This is a genomic window from Stenotrophomonas sp. 220_Sma (genome assembly GCF_056487375.1).
This window is the reverse complement of sequence record NZ_CM151348.1, coordinates 2,478,621-2,497,455: the sequence shown is the minus strand read 5'-3', so window position 1 is coordinate 2,497,455 and position 18,835 is coordinate 2,478,621. Positions and strand designations below refer to the sequence as shown.

Genomic DNA, 18,835 nt, shown 5'->3' with positions numbered 1-18,835 from the left:
CTAAGAATATCTTAGTATGCAAGGCAGGGTACATCCGCCATCCTTATGGGGTCTCCATGGGGTGCGCGCGTGACTTTGTCCGTCGACTCAACACCGACCTTCGCTCGACGCCTCAAACAAGCCCGCCTGCACACGGGTTTGTCGCAGAAGGAGTTGGGCATCCGGGCCGGTCTGGATCCTCACGTGGCCAGCCCCCGAATCAACCAGTACGAGCGTGGCAAGCACGAGCCCATGCTGGAGATTGCTGAGCGGTTGGCCCAAGCGTTGGGGATCCCCGCCGCCTTCCTTTACACCGACGATGATCTGCTGGCCAAGTTGCTCCTGCGCTGGGGCTCGCTAAGCAAGCAGCAGAAGCGCGAGTTGGTGAAGCTGATCGAGGCCACGCCCGAGAAGTAAACCGAACAAGCGCTCGCCCTATGGGCAACTCTTCGCCTCAACCCGCCCTTTGGGCGCTTCTGGAGGGAGCTGCAGTGTCCGCGGCTAGTGCGACTGACAAGTCGCGACATCTCAGGCTTACTTGAGATTTTGTTCACGACCGATACACACGCGCCTTGTCTAAAGTGATATACCATGTCGCCCGTGTCAGCCTCCTCACTTCTACTGCGACTGTTCCTGATCGCCATGCTCGTGCTTAACGGCGCGTGGTCGGCGTTTGCGTCCGTCAGTATGAACCCGGTCATGGAAGAGCAGGCCAGCGAAGTGGCTGCCGCGGTGCAAGTCGACGAAGACTGCTTCGCCCATCACAGTGCTGAGCATCATCCCGATGCCACATCGATTGAAAAGGCTGGCACTGGGCATGGCGACCATGCCGGTCCCGACTGTTGCAAGTCTTCTGCGTGCCGGTGCGCCTGCGTACACGCTTGCGCGAGCGCACTTCCTGCGCGCCTGCATGTTTCGGTGCAACTGGCCTTGGGCCTGGATGTCATGCCGCTGCCCCTAGGGCATGCGGCACCTGCCTTGCCTCATCTGATCCGACCACCGATCGGCTAAGCGTCCCTAGGCGCCGCAATGGCGCCGTTGGTGTGGCTTGCATGCCTGTTTAGGCCAGCCGCCCGCTCTGTACCACCGCCCGCCGGTGGCAACACGACGCTTGGAGCATTTTCATGTCGCATGATGATTTTCGTGGTCCACGCGGTGGACCGCTGCTGCCTTCGCGGCGGCGATTTGTCCAAGGCTTGGCCTTGGGAGGCGCAGTCGCAGGATTAGGTTTCTGGCCCAAAGCCAGTTGGGCGCTCAAGGGGCCGGGACAACCCAACGTACTATCGGGCACTGAGTTTGACCTGACCATTGGCGAGACGCCGATGAACTTCACCGGCAAGACCCGCACCGCGATCACGGTCAACGGGTCCGTTCCGGCGCCGTTGCTGCGGTGGCGGGAAGGCACCACGGTCAACTTGCGCGTCTCTAATGCATTGCCCGCTAACTCCATCCATGGCGCGGACACCTCCATCCATTGGCACGGCATCATTTTGCCGGCCAACATGGACGGCGTGCCGGGTCTGAGCTTTGACGGTATCGGACGTGGTGAGACCTACCACTACCGGTTCACCCTGCATCAGGGCGGAACCTACTGGTACCACAGCCACTCAGGGTTCCAGGAACAAGCCGGGCTCTATGGCCCGATCGTCATCGACCCATTGGAGCCGGAGCCCTTCAGTTTCGATCGCGACTACGTCGTGATGCTGAGCGATTGGACAGACCTGGACCCGACGGCCCTGTTCGATCGTTTGAAGAAGATGCCGGGCCATGACAATTACTACAAGCGCACGGTCGGCGATTTTGCGCGCGATGTGAAGCGCAACGGCCTGTCGGCCACGTTGGAAGATCGCAAGATGTGGGGCGTGATGCGGATGACGCCCACGGACCTGTCCGACGTCAACGCCAACACCTACACCTACCTGATGAACGGCACGACCTCACTGGGCAACTGGACCGGTTTGTTCCGCAGTGGCGAGAAGGTGCGCCTGCGTTTCATCAATGGCTCTGCCATGACGTACTTCGATGTGCGTATTCCGGGGCTGAAGATGACCGTGGTGGCGGCAGATGGCTTGTATGTCCATCCGGTTTCCGTCGACGAGTTCCGCATCGCGGTAGCAGAAACCTTCGATGTGATCGTGGAGCCCTCCGGGCAGGACGCATTCACCATCTTTGCCCAAGACTCCGGTCGCACCGGCTACATCAGCGGCACGCTCGCTGTGCGCGAAGGATTACGCGCGCCCGTTCCGTCTGTGGATCCCCGGCCGCTGCTGACGATGGCAGACATGGGCATGGATCATGGGTCGATGGATATGTCTGGCGGCAGCAAGGGCATGGAAGGCGGCTGTGGTGCGGCCATGGGCATGCCTGGCATGACCCCACCTGTCAGCGGTAACGCGACCTCGGCCCATGCAGGCCATGCGATGCCCGCCGCCGGCGATGGTGCCATGGCAGGCATGCAGCACGGGGGCATGCAATCACACCCTGCTAGCGAGACCAACAATCCCCTGTTGGACAACCAAGCCATGAGCGTGAGTTCGCGCTTGGATGATCCGGGCAATGGCCTGCGCGATAACGGCCGTCATGTGCTGACGTATTCCATGCTCAAGAGCACCTTTGAAGACCCTGACGGACGCGACCCCGGTCGCGAGATCGAGCTGCATCTGACCGGACACATGGAGAAATTCTCCTGGGGCTTCAACGGTCAGAAGTTTTCCGATGTCGAGCCGCTGCGGCTGAACTACGGCGAGCGTATGCGCATCGTATTGGTTAACGACACGATGATGACCCATCCCATCCATTTGCACGGCATGTGGAGTGACGTGGAGGACGACAACGGCAACTTCATGGTGCGCAAGCACACGGTGGATATGCCGCCAGGTAGCCGACGCACGTATCGCGTGCGTGCCGATGCGTTGGGCAGCTGGGCGTTCCATTGCCACCTGCTTTATCACATGGAAGCCGGAATGATGCGCACGGTGAGGGTCGACGAATGAACATCAATAGACGCGATACCACCCTGACTGCGCTGACGGCTATCTCGCTGGCCCTGGCCAATGCGGCCAGCGCCCAATCTATGCAGCACGGCTCCATGCAGATGGAGCAGGGCGCGCAGACCCAGACTCAGGATCACTCTGCACATCAGGCACCGACATCAAAACCTGCGCCAGCCCAAAAGCCTGCAACACCGGCCAAGACGAGCGAAGCGACGATCGATCATGCGGCGATGGGCCACGCCGAGCCGCAGGCTAACGCAGCCGAGCCTGCCATGCAGGGCATGGACCATTCGCAGATGGGGCACGGCTCGCCCGCGAGCACACCTGCGGCGCCCACAGCGCAGGCGCAGTCGATGCAGGGCATGGATCACAGTCAGATGGCACAGCCCGCTGCAGCCGACACCTCCGGCACGGCCACGCCTGCGATGCAGGGGATGGACCATTCGCAGATGGGCCATGATTCGCCCGCGCCCGCTACACCAGAAGCGGGAATGCAATCGATGGAGGGCATGGACCACAGTCAGATGGGACACGGGCCTGCAGCGCCAACGCAGCCGCGCACCCCGATTCCCGCGGTGACGGACGCGGATCGCAAGGCGGCCATCGCGCCGGAACACGCGCATCCGGTGCATGACAACTCGATCAAGAGCTACGTGCTGCTCAATCGCCTGGAAACCTGGGATGCCGATCCGGGCACCGGGCTGGGCTGGGAGGGCCAGGGCTGGATCGGTACGGACCTCAATCGCGTCTGGCTCCGCAGTGAAGGCGAACGCACGGATGGTCAGACCGAGTCGGCTGATCTGGAAGTGCTTTACGGCCGCAGTATCTCCACGTGGTGGGATGTGGTGGCCGGTGTGCGTCATGACTTCAAGCCTGGGGCATCGCAGAACTTCGCCGCTATCGGTGTACAGGGCTTGGCGCCGATGAAGTTCGAAGTGTCCGCCACAGCCTATCTCGGCGAAGGGGGCCAGACTGCCGCCAATGTCGAGGCCGAGTACGAATTGCTGCTAACCAACCGGCTGATCTTGCAGCCGCTGGTGGAAGTCACCGCCTATGGCAAGAACGATCCATTGCGCGGGATAGGTTCGGGTCTGAGTGCCGCTGAGGCGGGGCTACGACTTCGCTATGAGTTCACCCGAAAGTTCGCTCCCTACATCGGCGTGGTGTACGAGCGCGCGTTTGGCAATACCGCAGACATGCGACGCGAGCATGGCGAGTCCTTTGAAGACACGCGCTTGGTCATCGGCCTTCGTACCTGGTTCTAAGGGGAACTGACAATGAAATCCAACAAAAAGATGTGGGTATGGCTCGGTGCCGGCGTGGCATTGGTTGCGGTGGTCGCAACCGCCACGCTCTCTCTGGGCGTGTACAACGTGGCCGCCGACGATCCGCATAGTCGCCCGGTGTATGCGCTACTTGAAACGGCGCGCGAGCGTTCCATTGAGGTGCGCGCCGCCAAGCTTCAGCTACCCACGAACCTTGATGATCCTGAGCGTATCCGCCAGGGTGCGGGCAACTACAACGCCATGTGCGTGACCTGCCATCTTTCACCAGACGCGGCGGCCACCGAGATGAGCAAGGGCCTGTACCCCGCGCCACCGAACCTAAGCAAACAGCCGGTCGCTCCAGCTGAGGCGTTCTGGGTGATCAAGCACGGCATCAAGGCCAGCGGCATGCCCGCTTGGGGCGGCAGCATGGACGATGAGTTCATATGGAACATGTCGGCCTTCCTGCAGAAGTTGCCCACGCTGGACGCGACTGCGTACAAGGAACTTGTCGACAGCAGCGAGGGCCATTCGCATGGCGGCGGCGAGACGCAAGGCCACCATGACGACGAAAAGGCCGAGGATCACCCTGCCTTATTCGAGCCGGGCAACAACTCCATGCCGCATGCGCACCCGCCGGGCGTGGACGACGATCACCACGGCCCGACACCCAGCGACACGGAAGTCGGGTTGGTGAGCCACGGCCATCCCGACGGCAAGGTGGAGTCGCACCCTGCACCACACACGCCCGTGGCCGATGACGGCCATGCGCACCCCCATTGATCTTCTTGGAGCCCACGCAATGAACGCAACAGCAATCTCGTTCACCCTCGCACTGGCACTGGCCGTCGTGTCCCCCGCAATGGCGCAGGCGACACAGCCGCACGCACATCACCCCGCTGCCGCGGCATCTGCGGACGTCGACGTCCCAGTCACTGCAGAGGCCGCGGTCGCCGTAGCGGAGCGTTTCAACAGGGCCCTGTCTAGCGGCGATCTGGCCACGGTCGAAGCCCTGCTCGCTGCCGACGTTCTCATCCTCGAGTCCGGGGGCGCCGAACGCAGCCGCGAGGAATACATGGGCCATCACGCAGTCAGCGATGCGGCGTTCCTCAAGGGCGCCCATCGCCAGCTGCTCCGTCAGCGCGCACGAGCCGCTGGCGAGTTCGCGTGGGTCGGAACCGAAAGCGAGTTGCATGCCCAGAAGGACGGCCAGCCACTGACCGTCCAGAGCGACGAGACGATGGTGCTGAAGGAGACCGCGGACGGCTGGCGGATCGTCCACATCCACTGGTCCTCGCGGACCAAGCGCTGAGTCGAGAGATTGAAATGACTACGCTCACATTGCACCGTCTGACTTTTGTGGTCCTTGCCGTGGCTGGTCTGGGTGCTTGCACCCAGGATGCTTCATCCGCGCAACCCACAACCTCGCCCTCCGCACAGGTTGTCGTCCAATCAGCCGACGCGACTCCAGCAGCCCTGCCACGCATGACCGTCCACAAGACCCCGACCTGCGGGTGCTGCGGTGTCTGGATCGACCACGTGCAGAAGGCGGGATTCACCGTGGATGTGCACGACATGGATGACCTGGGTCTGGTCAAGGAGCGGTTGGGTGTCCCCTATGCAAAGGGCTCCTGCCACACGGCCGAGATCGGCGGATACGTCATCGAAGGCCACGTTCCGGCCGCGGACATCAAGCGTCTCCTCGAAGAAAAGCCGAACGCACGCGGCCTGGTCCTCCCAGGGATGCCGCTTGGTTCTCCGGGCATGGAGGTCCCGGAGGGACGCCAGCAGCCGTTCACGGTCGAGCTGATACATCGCGACGGAACCACTGAACCGTTCGCACAGCACTGATCCGTCGCAGCAACAGGGGACGGTGTTGCGGGCGCGCCGATTCTCGCCCGCGAGGAAGAAGGAGAACTACATGACTCACCATTCCGCAGCACACCGGCCCCAGGCCATGAACGAGTGCATCGACAACTGCACGCAATGCCATGCGATCTGCCTGGAGACCATCAACTACTGCCTGACCAAAGGAGGTGTTCACGCGGCCCCGGAGCACATCGCCCTGTTGGCGACGTGTGCCGATACCTGCGCAACCAGTGCCGACGCGATGCTGCGCGGTGCCAGCGTTCACGACGTGGTTTGCGGTGCCTGCGCGGAGATCTGCCGCCAGTGCGCCGATGCATGCGACGCCATGAACGACCCTGAGATGACGCGCTGCGCCGAAGTTTGTCGCCGCTGCGCGGAAAGCTGCAGCGCCATGGCAGCGTAATGCGTCGAGGATCCCGCCTGAGCCGGTGGGATCCTCGTCTCGCGAAAGCGGAAGTATCAAGAAAATCCGACAAATCGTGGTTTCAGTGACAGTCCGACATCTAACGCTTGTCGCATCGAACACAGCGCGGCCCCTCCCGAACGGGCTTTGCATCACATTCCAATGAGGATTTATCCATATGAAGTCGTCCAACGTCATTCGCTCCTTCGCGCTCGTCCTCGCAATCGCGGCCGGGCAGTTTTCGCTGCAGGTCGCGCACGCCCACGCCGCGCTGCAGCAGTCCACACCGGCGGCAAATGCGGTGGTGGCCTCGCCAGGCCAGATCGATCTCGTGTTCAACGAGACATTGATTCCGCGGGCGTCGCGTCTCAAGTTGCTCATGAAGCACGGCAGTTCCACCATGCCGATCGAGAATTTCACGACCGAGATCGTCAACAACGGCAAGACCCTGCGTGCCAAGTTGCCTGGACCGCTGGCTCCGGGCGTCTATACCGTGGAATACCGCGCCGTCGGTGGTGACAACCACCCCATGCCGGGCAGCTTCAGCTTCACGGTGCGCTGAGGAGTCGCGAATGTTCGACCTGTCGGCTTATGCACTGAGATTCTTGGAATACCTTGTCATCATGGTTCTTTTCGGGGTTCCACTCTTCGGTTGGTACGGGTCGCGTCGATCGGCACTCGCCGACGCCTTGGCCGGGTGGTCACTCATGGGCGTTCTATTGGCGGGTGCCGTAGCCGGTCTCGTGCTCACCGGGCTCGATGTCGTCTTCAAGACCGCGGGCATCATGGGAATGCCGCTTGCCGAGGTTGATCGCGCATCGCTTGGCTGGTATCTGCTCGAGACGTCCGCGGGCCGGGCAGCCATGGCGAGAGGCGCGCTGCTGGTCGCCCTGATGTTCGTGCTCGGATGGCATCGTCGCCGCGGGAAGGTGGAGACCGCCTTCCCGCTGGGGGCGATGCTGGCGGGCGGCGCACTCGCTTCGCTGGCATGGAACGGCCACGCCGCCGCTGGCGAGGGCTTGGCAGGCGCGGTCCGGCTTGCTGCAGGCATCGTCCATCTTCTCGCGGCAGGCGGCTGGATCGCAGCGGTCCTGATGTTCCTTGCCATGCTGCTGCGCGGCAAAGAGACGAACGGCAGCGGGCGTCTGCGATCAACGCATGACTTTCTGCATGGTTTTTCGACGCTGGGAACGATCTTCGTTGGTGCGCTCATCGTGTCCGGCATCGCGCACTACGGGGATCTCACCGCGTGGTCGTTTTCGGCCCTGTTCCAGAGCACCTACGGGAAGTTGCTGCTTTTCAAACTGGCCCTGTTCGCTGGAATGCTGGGTTTGGGAGCGCTGCACCGATGGACGCTGGTGCCGCGCTTGGAACGAGCGCTGACCAGCGGAGATCCCGCGCAGGAGGTGCGGGCTTTGCGGCAGAGTGTTACGGCTGAGGCCGCGCTGGCCATCTTGATCCTGATTGTTGTTTCAGTGCTCGGGACGCTCAGCCCCGAATAGCTGTGTAACCCGCAATGGCACACTGCCTTGGCAGTCCATCCCCACTAAAGCGAGCATCGGCATGAACTCACCGTCGTCCCATGACCATCACCATTCTGCAGGCGCAGCCCCTGTCGAGGCTGCGGATGGACGGGTCATCACCAATCCCGTCCGCTATACGGACGATGCTCCCCAGCAAGTTGAAGTGACCGCCCCAGCAGCGGTGGCCCAACCCAGCGGTACCCACGCCACGGTCTACACCTGCCCGATGCATCCGCAGATTCGTCAGCCAGGTCCCGGCACCTGTCCGATCTGCGGCATGGCGCTGGAGCCGGAGATGCCCTCGCTGGAGGAGGACGACAATCCAGAGTTACGCGATTTCACCCGAAGGTTCTGGTGGACGTTGCCTTTGACGTTGATCGTCCTGGTCTTGGCCATGCTGGGACACCGTCTGCCCGGCTTGTCCACGCAGGCGCGCACCTGGATTGAGCTCGTGCTGAGCGCCCCGGTGGTGCTCTGGGCGGGGTGGCCTTTCTTTGAGCGCTGCCTACAGTCCATCGGCAATCGCAGCCCCAACATGTGGACGCTGATCGGCATCGGCGTGGCCGCCGCGTTTGGCTACAGCGTGGTGGCCACCGTGGCACCGGACCTGTTTCCGGACTCTTTCCGCGAGCATGGACGGGTAGGGGTCTACTTCGAGGCGGCAGCGGTCATCGTCTCGCTCACCCTGCTCGGACAGCTGCTGGAACTGCGGGCGCGTTCCAAAACCTCGGCGGCCATCAAGTCCCTGCTGGGATTGGCGCCCAAGACGGCTCGCCGCGTCAAACCCGATGGGGGCGAAGAGGACGTTGCGCTGGATCACGTGCACGTGGGTGATCTGCTTCGCGTACGACCGGGCGAGAAGGTGCCGGTCGATGGGGAAGTCATCGAAGGCCGCGCCAGTGTCGATGAGTCGATGCTGACCGGTGAACCCATTCCGGTGGAGAAGGCTGTCGGTGATCACGTTATAGGCGCCACGCTCAACGGGACGGGCGCCTTAGTCATCCGGGCGGACAAAGTCGGATCCGGGACGGTACTGGCGCAGATTGTGCAGTTGGTAGCCCAAGCCCAGCGCTCCCGCGCGCCGATGCAGCGTATGGCGGACAAGGTGGCGTACTGGTTTGTCCTGGCCGTGCTGGCCACGGCGGTGCTCACGTTCTTCGGATGGGGTCTGTTTGGACCCGAACCGTCCTGGACCTTTGCCGTCCTCAATGCCGTATCGGTTCTGATCATTGCTTGCCCGTGTGCCTTGGGTTTGGCTACCCCCATGTCGATCATGGTCGCCACTGGCCGCGCTGCGCAGGTCGGGGTCCTGTTCCGCGATGCTCAGGCGATCGAGCAGCTACGTCTGATCGACACGTTGATCGTGGACAAGACCGGTACGTTGACCGAGGGGCGTCCAGCCTTTCGCGACACGCTCTCCAACGCCGGCTTCGACGCCGATCAGATCCTTTGTTTGGCCGGCAGCTTGGAGCAGGGCAGTGAGCACCCCTTGGCCGAGGCCATCGTGGCTGAAGCCCAGCGACGTGGCTTGAACCTGGTGGCCGCCCAAGATTTTGATTCGCTCACCGGCCAAGGCGTCCGCGGGCGCGTGTCCGATCAGGATGTCGTGCTCGGCAACCAAAGCCTGATGGCGTCGGTTGGCGCCGATGTAGCACCTTTGCAAAGCAGCGCCGAGCGTCTTCGGAAAGAAGGCGCTAGCGTGATGTTCCTGGCGGTCAATGGTCGGTTGGCCGGCGCCATTGCGGTGGCTGATCCCATCAAAGCCACGACCTTGCCTGCCTTGAACCTGCTACGTGCCGATGGCCTGCACGTGGTGATGGCCTCCGGTGACGCACAGGCGACGGCCGAGGCCGTGGGGCGCACGCTGGGCATCGAGGATGTGCGTGGTGGCGTCAAGCCGCAGGACAAGGCCGACCTGGTCCAGCAACTCAAAGCCCAGGGTCGTCGCGTGGCCATGGCTGGCGATGGCATCAACGATGCGCCGGCCCTGGCGGCAGCCGATGTGGGCATCGCGATGGGGACGGGCACGGATGTGGCCATGTCCAGCGCCCAGCTCACCCTGGTCAAGGGTGATTTGAGGCGCATCGTGCAAGCCCGTGCCATCTCGTCTTTGACGGTGGCCAATATGAAGCAGAACCTGGGCTTCGCCTTCGTCTACAACGCCATCGGCGTGCCTATCGCCGCCGGCTTGCTGTATCCCAGCTTCGGCCTTTTGCTCAGTCCGATGATGGCGGCCCTGGCCATGAGCCTGAGCTCGGTTTCGGTGGTCACCAATGCCCTGCGTTTGTCCGGCTCCACCGTTGTTGCCACCCCCCACCCTGACCGCGCCGATGAGCCTGCGCGCGGCCATTCCTGTCACTGATATCCCACAAGGAGTACTGCAATGAAGCGTTATGCCTCCCTCTCGATGATGGCCTTGTTCCTGATGGCGGGCGCGGCCTTCGCCGGCGGCCAGACCACCACGCCCACCACCGACCACGGTCAGCACAAGCCGGCGGCGGCCGATGCCGATTTCACCAAGCTCGATGCCAACAAGGACGGCTCGCTGTCCAAGGAAGAACTGGCCAAGCACAAGCTGGCGCCGCACTTTGGCATGCTCGATAGCAACAAAGATGGCAAGCTGAGCCCGCAGGAATTCGCTGCCGGCAAGGGTATGTAAGTGTTCTCAGCCCGGGAGCTGTTCCAACAGTTCGCGGGTTCTTCCGCCGTTCTGCCATTCCCACGGAGATTGTTATGTCCTCTTCGCACGGTACGCACGAAAACGCGCAAGACCCGCAGTCCCAGCACGCAAAACCGCACGCCTCACACCAACCTGCCCACCAGGCACAACAAGGGCATCAAGGCCATTACGGCCGCCTGTTGTTGATGATGGGCCTGTCTTTCGTGGCCATGTACGCATTGATGTACGCAATGGTCGATCAGTGGGCTAACGTCTATAACAACGTGAACCAGTTCTACATGGCGGGCCTGATGGCCGCTCCCATGCTGCTGATCGAGCTGTGGCTAATGTCCAGCATGTACCCCGATCGCCGACGCAATCTGATTCTGGCTGGTCTGACGGTGGCGTTCATGCTGTTCTGCTGGTGGGGCATTCGCACTCAAGCAGCGGTCACTGACAAACAGTTCATCCGTTCGATGATTCCCCACCACGCTGGCGCCATCCTGATGTGTGAGGAGAATCGTCTGAAGGATCCTGAGTTGGTGAAGCTCTGCCAGGACATTATTACCTCGCAGACACAGGAGATCGCGCAAATGAAGCAGTTGCTGGCTGAGCGTTCCCATTAGCTCACTGCCTTTTGCCAGCCGATATCACTTCACTGAGCCTGCGCACTGACCATTCGGTGGATCAAACGCGCGGCCACACGTGCGGTGGCTTGATCCGGATCCAGGGGCGGACACAGTTCCGCCACGTCGACCACACGTACCTTGCCCGAGGCCATGACCAGATCCAGCAGGGCTTCCAGGACCTCCAGACTCACCCCGCGTGGGTTGGGGGCGCTCACGCCCGGGGCCACCACCATTGAGTACGCCGGCAAGATCACCAGCGGCTTGGGTAGCTACACCCAGTGGCGTGGCTTGGGCTCACTGCGTATGGGCAAGAACCGTTGGACCGGCGTCTATTCGGCGCAGTACATCGGCAGCGCGGACGACATCATCGCCGTGCCCGACACGATCGGCTCGCATGTGTCCAGCGTGGTGTACCACAGCCTGCAACTGAGCTACGGCATCAAGAAGAAGTGGGATATCTCCGCCGGCGTTGAAAAAGTGCTCGATAAGAAGGCGCCGTTCGTGAAGAACAACCCCAACACCGACACCGACACCATGACGTACGACTTGCTGGGTCGTCGCTGGAATGTCCGCTTTGGTTACCACTGGTAAGCCACGATCACGAGGAGCTACACATCATGAGAAACACGCAACTATCCGCCACACTACTGCTGTTCGCTGTGGCCGGCAGTGCCGGTGCGCACGACCTGTTTGTCGCTTTCTCCAAGCCTGGCACCGCAGCGGGCGAGGCGAACACAGCGTTGGTGAACAATGGCACCTTCGATGAAAGTGCAGGTGCAGTCACCCGAGCGCGTCTACAGGACGTTTCGCTGAGTCAGGGCGGCGCTAAGGCTGCACCGGACTTGGCCAGTTGGAAAGAGGTCGGCAAGCAGAGCCAGCTCACCGTGCATCCGGCGGGCGAGGGCACCTATCTGCTGGGGGTCTCGACGATGGCCTCCACCAGCACGCGTACGGCCAGCGAGTTCGGCAAGTACCTGGAGTTGGAAGACTTGCCCGATACCCTGGCCACCTATGATGCGAGCAAGTTTCCCAAAGGGGTCACCTATAGCTATACCAAGCATGCTCGTACCATTGGACAGGTGGGCACAAAACTGACCGACGATTTCGCTGCCTCGCTGGGCTATCCGCTGGAGATCCGCTTGGCCCGCAATCCTGGAAGCGTGAAGGTCGGCGAACAGCTGTCGTTCCAGGTGCTGCAGCAGGGCACGCCAGTGCCCAACCTACGCGTGTACGTCGGTCATCGTGCTGACGCACCGGTCAAGGGTGGGCACGGTAGCGCTACGCTCCTGCGCACCGATGCCCAAGGCCAAGCCAGTTTCCAGGTGACCACCGCCAAGACCTGGTACATCCACACCAATCACATTGTGCCCTCTACACAAAAGGGTTTGGATTTTGTGTCGGATCGGGCGTCGCTGAGCTTTGAGATTTCCCCGCACGCCGGGCACTGATAAGTAAGCATGTAGGCGGTACTCTCCCCTTTGACGCCAGTCATGACTTCTTCCATGACTGGCGTCTTTTTGTGGGGACTTACCTCAAGTGCTCAGTCTGTCTCTCATTGGTCGCCCCGCGCCGCGCGCAATCCACGTCGCCGCACTAGATAGAACGCTGCGGGAATCACCACCATAGAGAGCACCGGTGCGGTGAGCATGCCACCCAGCATCGGCGCGGCGATACGTTGCATGACCTCCGAGCCGGCACCGGCACCGACGAAAAGCGGAAACAACCCGGCCAGGATGACGGCTACCGTCATCGCCTTCGGGCGCACCCGTTGCACGGCGCCTTCGTAGATAGCCTCTTGCAGGGTAGACACATCTTCCGGCGCACCGCTGGCCAAGCGCTGCTCCCAGGCATGACGCAGGTACAGCAGCATGATGACGCCGAACTCAGCCGCAACGCCGCCCAGGGCGATGAATCCGATCATGCTGGCCACCGAAATCGCATGGCCCAGCCCCCAGATCAACCAGAAACCGCCCACCAACGCCAAGGGCAAGCTGAGCAGGATGATGGATACATCGCTAAGCCGGCGAAACACCATCCAGATGACCAGGAAGATGATCGCCAACGCCGCGGGCACCACCCATTGCAGGCGTGCCAAAGCCCGTTGCAGATACTCGTACTGCCCCGACCACGCCAGACCATAGCCGGCAGGCAAACTCACCTGGGTCTGCACCGCGGCTTGCAGGTCCTGGACCACCGATCCCAAGTCGCGATCGGCCACATCCACGTAGATGTAGCCCACCAACCGGCCGTTATCGCTCTTGAGCATCGGCGGGCCTGGGCTGATTGACAGCTCCGCCACCTGGCTCAAGGTCAGTTGCACACCGCCTGGCGCGATCAGCGGCAGATCCTGCAAGGCCTGCAACGAGTCACGCTGGCCACGGGGGTAGCGCAAGACGATGGGATAGCGTTCGCGCCCCTCGATCGTTTCCCCGATTGGATCACCGCCAACGACCGTGGCAATCAGTTGCTGGAGTTGGCCTTGAGTGAATCCGTAACGTGCAGCGATTTCCGGGCGCACCTGTACATCGACATAGCGCCCACCCGTGACGCGTTCGGCCAGTGCCGAACTCACGCCGGGCACAGTCTTGGCCACCTGCTCGATCTGCTGGCTCAGGCGCTCGATCTGCTCCACATCGGGTCCGGAGACCTTGATCCCAATCGGGCTCTTGATGCCGGTGGCCAACATATCGATGCGATTGCGAATGGGCGGGACCCATAGGTTGGTCAGACCGGGAATCTTGACCGCTGCGTCCAACTCCTGGCGTAGCTTCTGGGGGGTCATGCCCGGGCGCCATTGATCCCGCGGCTTGAAGGTCACGGTGGTCTCAAACATTTCGATCGGTGCCGGATCGGTCGCACTTTCGGCACGGCCCGCCTTGCCGAACACGTGCTCAACCTCCGGTACGGTCTTGATCATCCGGCCCGAGAGCTGGAGCAACTGACGGGCCTTGTCGGCGGACAGGCCGGGCAGGGCCGTGGGCATGTACAACAGGCTGCCTTCTTCCAAGGGCGGCATGAACTCACTGCCCAACCGGCTAAAGGGGATCAAGGTGAGCACTAGCAGCAGGCCGCTGAGCAGCAAGGTGACACCGGGATGTTTGAGGACCCACAGCAGGATGGGCCGATAGCCAGCGATCAGGATGCGATTGATGGGGTTCTGCTGTTCCGGGCGGATGCGGCCGCGGATCAGGTAGCCCATCAAGACGGGGATCAAGGTCACCGACAACCCTGCTGCGGCGGCCATCGCGTAGGTCTTGGTGTAGGCCAGAGGCGAGAACAATCGCCCTTCCTGCGCCTGCAGGGCAAAAACCGGCACGAAAGACAGGGTGATGACCAGCAAGCTGGCGAACAGGGCCGGTCCGACCTCGGCCGCCGAGCGGGCCATCAGCTGCCAGCGCTCCTCACCCTGAGGTTCCCGGCCGTGCGCCTCCCGCCAGTGCTCCAGATGCTTGTGTGCATTTTCGATCATCACCACCGCTGCATCGACCATCGCACCAATGGCGATGGCGATGCCGCCTAATGACAGCAAGTTGGCGGAGATCCCCTGGGCGTGCATCACGATGAAGGCCGCCAGGATACCCAAAGGCAGGGTGATGACGGCCACCAACGCCGAGCGTAGGTGCCACAGGAACAGCAGGCATACCAGCGCTACGACCAGAAACTCTTCGCCAAGCTTGTGGGTGAGGTTGCGTACCGCATCCTGGATCAGCTCGGAGCGGTCGTACACCGGCACCACTTCCACGCCCTCGGGCAAGCTGGATTGCAACGCCTGCAGTCGCGCTTTGACGTTCCGAATGGCCCCCAAGGCATCCTTGCCGGTCCGCAGGACGATCACGCCGCCGGCCACCTCACCTTGACCATCCAACTCTGCGATACCACGACGGAAGACCGGCCCGCGACTGATCGTGGCCACCTCGCCGAGCAGGACGGGGATGCCGTCGTTGCCGGTTACCGGCACCTGTTCGAACGCCTCCTGTGTGCGCAGGTAGCCTTCGCTGCGCACCATCAGTTCGGCTTCGCCTTGTTCGATCACCGAGCCCCCGGTAGCGCCGTTGGCCGCATCCACCGCCTCGATGAGCTCGGCCACCGTCAGTCCACGGGCCGCCAACGCCTGCGGATCGGGCTGGATCTGCCAGGCGCGCACCGCACCGCCCACACTGGCTACTTCAGCCACGTCCGGCACGGTTTTTAGCTCATAACGAAGAAACCAGTCCTGCAACGCACGCAGCTGCCCCACATCACGTTGACCTGTCCGATCCACCAAGGCGTACTGGTAGATCCAGCCCAGTCCTGTCGCATCAGGACCCAGCGCCGGATTCACATTCGGCGGAAGTCGATCGCGTACCTGGCTCAAGTACTCGAGCACTCGAGAGCGCGCCCAGTAAAGATCAGTGGCATCGTCAAACAGGATGTAGACGAATGAATCACCGAAGAAGGAGAAGCCGCGTACCGCCTTCACGCCCGGCACGGACAACATCGTGGTGGCCAACGGGTAGGTGACCTGGTCTTCGATGATGCGCGGGGTTTGCCCCGCCCATTGCGTGCGGATGATGACCTGGGTATCGGACAGGTCCGGCAGCGCATCCAGCGGCGTGTTCTTTACCGACCAGTAACCGACCACCGCCAGCAGCGCGGCGGCAACCAGCACCAGCACGCGATTGGCGATGCAAGCATGGATCAGGCGCGCGATCATGGTGTGCCCTCCATCGCTTCGGACATGACCTCGCTTGCCTGGCAATCAGCGGCTGCGGCGGGGCCGAACTTGGGTACCAACTGCATATCCATGAACGGTGACTTGCCCGGCTTGTCGAAATGCTTCTCCGGCACCATCGGGTCATACCAGTACTGCACCGGGCAGCGCGGCGGCGTAGAGGTGGAGGTGTCTGGCGCGACAGGCGCCGGCTGTCTGGACGGTGACGGCACGACAGTGCGTGGTTCGTGCCCGGCGTCATGGCGCTCGTGCACACCTGATGCGCTGGCAGGGCGTGTCGGTTGTGCAGCACCCAGGCGCTCCAACGCACCGGAGAGACTGGCTTCGGAGTCGAGCAAGAACTGACCCGAGACGACCACGCGTTCACCACCGGCCAAGCCTGCCACGATCTGCGTGCGCCCTTGCACGCTACGTCCCACACTCACCCGCACTGGCCGGAAGCTCCCGTCCGGATCCTGCACGATGACCCGGCTGTCCCGCCCGGTGGCGATCAGCGCCTCCGTGGGAACGACTGGCAGGGCCTGCTCGGCGTCGGGCTGCACCAGAACCTCGGCGAACATGCCCGGCACCAGCCGACGCTGCGGGTTGCGCAGCACAATTCGCGCCCGCTGCGTGCGACTAGCCATGTCGACCTGGGGAAGCAACGCCTGGATCTGTCCGGCAAAGCGCTCTGCCGGCCAGGCACTGACCGTGGCCTGCACTGAGGTCCCCGGCCGCAAGGTGCCCAGCGCTGCCTGGGGTACCGAGGCCTCCAGCCACAACGTGTCCAGCCCATTGATCTTGAACAGTGGCGTACCGGGCATCACCGTCTGTCCCTCGCGTGCCAGGATCTCGGTCACGACACCACTGTGGTCTGCGCTAAGCACGACGCCACTTCTGGCCGAGGCGCCAGAAGGAACACCCAACGAACGCAACCGTTGTTGCGCCGCACCCTGCAGCTCACGCGCGCCCGCGGACTGAGCTTGGCTCAGGGCATGTGCTTCGGCGATGGCCGCGTTCCATGCCGGGGCCTGCACGGTGGCCAGCGTTTGACCACGACGAACCTCGGTAAACGGCGCCTTTACCTGCACGTGGGTGATCAAGCCTTCCATGCGCGCACTGATCACGCTTTCCTGGGTCAGATCCCACGTCAGTGTGCCCGGCACGCGTACGGCAGTCCCTAGTAACTCTACCGTCACTTCCTGAGTGCGTATGCCCACGTTCTGCTGCAGGCGCGGATCGATCTGCGTTCCGCCCCCTATGGCCTCATCTGCGTATTTGGGCAGCAACTCCATATCCATGAACGGAGATTTGCCCGGCTTGTCGAATCGCTGCTCCGGCGCCATGGGGTCGTACCAGTACAGCACCTTGCGTGCTTGATCTGCGACGCTCGTGCCGGGGGGCGGGGTGGTATCAGAGGTTCGAGTCATCCAGGCGTAGCCGCCGGCAAAGCCGAGCGCCAGCAACCCGAGGGCCACGGCGAGCTGTGTGAGACGCGTCTTGGTCGGGCTCATGGCGTGTTCTCCTCATGGGGTAGCAGATAGGCCAGTGCCGCCCAGGCACGGCCCTGTTCGCCCAGCAGACGGGCGTTCTCCAGGTGCAATTCGATCTCATCGCGCCGCGCTTCCAGCCACGGCTGCAGGTCGGCACCGGCGCCGTAGGCGGCCAACGCCGTGCGTGCACGATCGCGCGCCAAAGGCAGGCTCTGCGTGTTCTGGCGCTCCAACTGGCCGGTTAACCCGCGCCATCGCGCTATCGCGCGTTGCACCGACTCGGCTTGGATGCGCCGGGCCTCATCGCGCTCTGCGGACACCGCCTCCAGCTCGGCCCGCCGTGCCGCGATGCCTCGTGCTTGGCGGTTCTTCTGGAACAGCGGCAGGCCCACACCCACTTCCACCATGAGCATGTCGCTGCGCGCCATGCCGTCGGGTGCGCGCTCGCGACGTCCGTAGGTGAGCTCCACACTCCAATCCGGGCGGGTTTCGGCCACGGCCGCATCCACCTGGGCCTGGGCTAAGCTCTCGCGTGCCTCCCAGCCCAGTAGTGGCGTGTGTTGGTCCAGTTTGGCCAGCAGTTGGGTGGGCTCCAATGGCAACTGCGAAAAATCCGGTGCCGCACCACTGGCCAAGATCGCCTCTGGTGCAATACCCAACCACCGCGCCAGGCCGGCCTGCGCGGCGGCGTGCTCCGCATGTACCTGCTCCAGGCGATTGTCCAACTGCAGTAGGGCGGCCTGGGCGGCAAGCACATCACTGGCCCCGGCCGTGCCGCCTGCCAAGCGAGCACGCGCCGCACGCTCGGCTATACGGGCCGGCTCGCGCAGACCTTCCAACGCATCTACGGCTTGCTGCGTACTCCACAGCTCGATCCAGGCCAGCGCGGCCGCTTGGGCCACCATCTGCTGTTCGGCCATCGACAGTGAGCGCGCTTGCGCCAGCGTCGCTTGCGCCAACGCGTGCTCGGCACGTCGTTTCGCACGCGCAGGAAACTCCTGCATCAGACCGATTTGCTGGGTGGTCATCTCATCGGCCCGCAAGCTGAAGGCATCGGGTCCGCTGACGGGCCAGTTCGCCAGCCCCACGATCAAACGTGGGTCGGGAAGCGCGCCAGCACGCGCGGCTTCTTCGGTACTGGCATCGATCTGCGATCGGCGCACCTGCAGGGTTGGGGCGTTAGCAAGCGCCCGTTGTAGGGCTTCTGTGTAGCTGATCGGGATAGCGGGCGATGCCGCCAGCACAGGACCACTGAGCGCCAGGGCAAACACGAACCCACACGCCATCTTGCGCCTTGCACGCAAGAAGAAAGACATCTCCATAAGACCTCCG

General features: G+C 62.9%; 19 protein-coding genes. 15 read left to right on the top strand and 4 right to left on the bottom strand.

Going from position 1 to position 18,835, the window contains the following annotated elements; all coding sequences use genetic code 11:
• Positions 1–45 precede the first annotated feature (45 nt).
• The 13 genes from ACZLIB_RS11730 to ACZLIB_RS11670 all read left to right on the top strand — a co-directional run bounded on the left by ACZLIB_RS11730 (position 46) and on the right by ACZLIB_RS11670 (position 11,317).
• Positions 46–396, top strand: a complete 351-nt coding sequence (locus tag ACZLIB_RS11730) for a helix-turn-helix domain-containing protein (protein ID WP_043033515.1) — start codon at positions 46–48, stop codon at positions 394–396.
• A 174-nt stretch (positions 397–570) separates the two neighbouring features.
• Positions 571–990, top strand: a complete 420-nt coding sequence (copL, locus tag ACZLIB_RS11725; RefSeq protein ID WP_012480218.1) for a transcriptional regulator CopL — start codon at positions 571–573, stop codon at positions 988–990.
• Between the two features lie 113 nt (positions 991–1,103).
• Positions 1,104–2,972, top strand: a complete 1,869-nt coding sequence (locus ACZLIB_RS11720; RefSeq protein ID WP_012480217.1) for a copper resistance system multicopper oxidase — start codon at positions 1,104–1,106, stop codon at positions 2,970–2,972.
• Entirely contained in the window at positions 2,969–4,237 is a 1,269-nt protein-coding gene (locus ACZLIB_RS11715) for a copper-binding protein CopB (RefSeq protein WP_005413421.1), read from the top strand. The genes ACZLIB_RS11720 and ACZLIB_RS11715 overlap by 4 nt, the downstream gene beginning before the upstream one ends.
• A 12-nt stretch (positions 4,238–4,249) precedes the next feature.
• Positions 4,250–5,020 carry a c-type cytochrome gene (locus tag ACZLIB_RS11710; protein ID WP_005413420.1) on the top strand — a complete coding sequence of 257 codons (771 nt, stop codon included), beginning with the start codon at positions 4,250–4,252 and terminating at the stop codon, positions 5,018–5,020.
• Positions 5,004–5,549, top strand: coding sequence for a nuclear transport factor 2 family protein (locus tag ACZLIB_RS11705; RefSeq protein WP_223224792.1), 546 nt, complete (start codon positions 5,004–5,006; stop codon positions 5,547–5,549). Before ACZLIB_RS11710 ends, ACZLIB_RS11705 begins: the two co-directional genes overlap by 17 nt.
• Before the next feature lie 14 nt (positions 5,550–5,563).
• Entirely contained in the window at positions 5,564–6,088 is a 525-nt protein-coding gene (locus ACZLIB_RS11700) for a DUF411 domain-containing protein (protein WP_012480214.1), read from the top strand.
• A gap of 70 nt (positions 6,089–6,158) precedes the next feature.
• The gene (locus ACZLIB_RS11695) at positions 6,159–6,509 is read left to right on the top strand and encodes a four-helix bundle copper-binding protein (protein ID WP_012480213.1); all 351 of its coding nucleotides are present in this window, start codon (positions 6,159–6,161) and stop codon (positions 6,507–6,509) included.
• A 178-nt stretch (positions 6,510–6,687) separates the two neighbouring features.
• Positions 6,688–7,071 (top strand): copper homeostasis periplasmic binding protein CopC, encoded by a 384-nt coding sequence (gene copC / locus ACZLIB_RS11690; RefSeq protein WP_005413416.1) that lies wholly within the window; start codon positions 6,688–6,690, stop codon positions 7,069–7,071.
• Between the two features lie 10 nt (positions 7,072–7,081).
• Positions 7,082–8,011 (top strand): copper homeostasis membrane protein CopD, encoded by a 930-nt coding sequence (gene copD / locus ACZLIB_RS11685; RefSeq protein WP_017354978.1) that lies wholly within the window; start codon positions 7,082–7,084, stop codon positions 8,009–8,011.
• A 247-nt stretch (positions 8,012–8,258) separates the two neighbouring features.
• On the top strand, positions 8,259–10,394 hold the full coding sequence (locus tag ACZLIB_RS11680) for a copper-transporting P-type ATPase (RefSeq protein WP_024957401.1): 2,136 nt from the start codon (positions 8,259–8,261) through the stop codon (positions 10,392–10,394).
• A 21-nt stretch (positions 10,395–10,415) separates the two neighbouring features.
• The gene (locus ACZLIB_RS11675) at positions 10,416–10,691 is read left to right on the top strand and encodes a hypothetical protein (protein ID WP_005413412.1); all 276 of its coding nucleotides are present in this window, start codon (positions 10,416–10,418) and stop codon (positions 10,689–10,691) included.
• 74 nt (positions 10,692–10,765) lie between these two features.
• Entirely contained in the window at positions 10,766–11,317 is a 552-nt protein-coding gene (locus ACZLIB_RS11670; RefSeq protein ID WP_031269107.1) for a DUF305 domain-containing protein, read from the top strand.
• A gap of 29 nt (positions 11,318–11,346) precedes the next feature.
• Here ACZLIB_RS11670 and ACZLIB_RS11665 read toward each other — a convergent pair whose 3' ends face one another.
• The gene (locus ACZLIB_RS11665) at positions 11,347–11,553 is read right to left on the bottom strand and encodes an arginase family protein (RefSeq protein ID WP_005413410.1); all 207 of its coding nucleotides are present in this window, start codon (positions 11,551–11,553) and stop codon (positions 11,347–11,349) included.
• On the opposite strand from ACZLIB_RS11665, the gene ACZLIB_RS11660 reads away from it, so the two are divergent.
• Together ACZLIB_RS11660 and ACZLIB_RS11655 are read left to right on the top strand one after the other, a co-directional pair.
• Complete coding sequence (locus tag ACZLIB_RS11660; protein ID WP_229298439.1) at positions 11,471–11,911, top strand: TonB-dependent receptor; 441 nt, start codon at positions 11,471–11,473, stop codon at positions 11,909–11,911. The two genes, ACZLIB_RS11665 and ACZLIB_RS11660, sit on opposite strands and share 83 nt — an antisense overlap.
• Positions 11,912–11,937: 26 nt before the next feature.
• Entirely contained in the window at positions 11,938–12,768 is an 831-nt protein-coding gene (locus ACZLIB_RS11655) for a DUF4198 domain-containing protein (protein WP_005413408.1), read from the top strand.
• A 104-nt stretch (positions 12,769–12,872) separates the two neighbouring features.
• Here the strand turns inward: ACZLIB_RS11655 and ACZLIB_RS11650 are convergent, their stop codons facing one another.
• Genes ACZLIB_RS11650 through ACZLIB_RS11640 form a run of 3 tightly spaced genes read right to left on the bottom strand, consistent with a single transcriptional unit; the run spans position 12,873 to position 18,825 of the window.
• A complete protein-coding gene (locus ACZLIB_RS11650; protein WP_478469896.1) occupies positions 12,873–16,013 on the bottom strand; it encodes an efflux RND transporter permease subunit in 3,141 nt (1,046 codons plus the stop codon).
• Positions 16,010–17,524 (bottom strand): efflux RND transporter periplasmic adaptor subunit, encoded by a 1,515-nt coding sequence (locus ACZLIB_RS11645; protein WP_005413406.1) that lies wholly within the window; start codon positions 17,522–17,524, stop codon positions 16,010–16,012. Before ACZLIB_RS11645 ends, ACZLIB_RS11650 begins: the two co-directional genes overlap by 4 nt.
• Positions 17,521–18,825: a TolC family protein gene (locus ACZLIB_RS11640; protein WP_170935783.1), complete on the bottom strand. Its 1,305-nt coding sequence runs from the start codon at positions 18,823–18,825 to the stop codon at positions 17,521–17,523. The genes ACZLIB_RS11645 and ACZLIB_RS11640 overlap by 4 nt, the downstream gene beginning before the upstream one ends.
• Between the last annotated feature and the right edge of the window lie 10 nt (positions 18,826–18,835).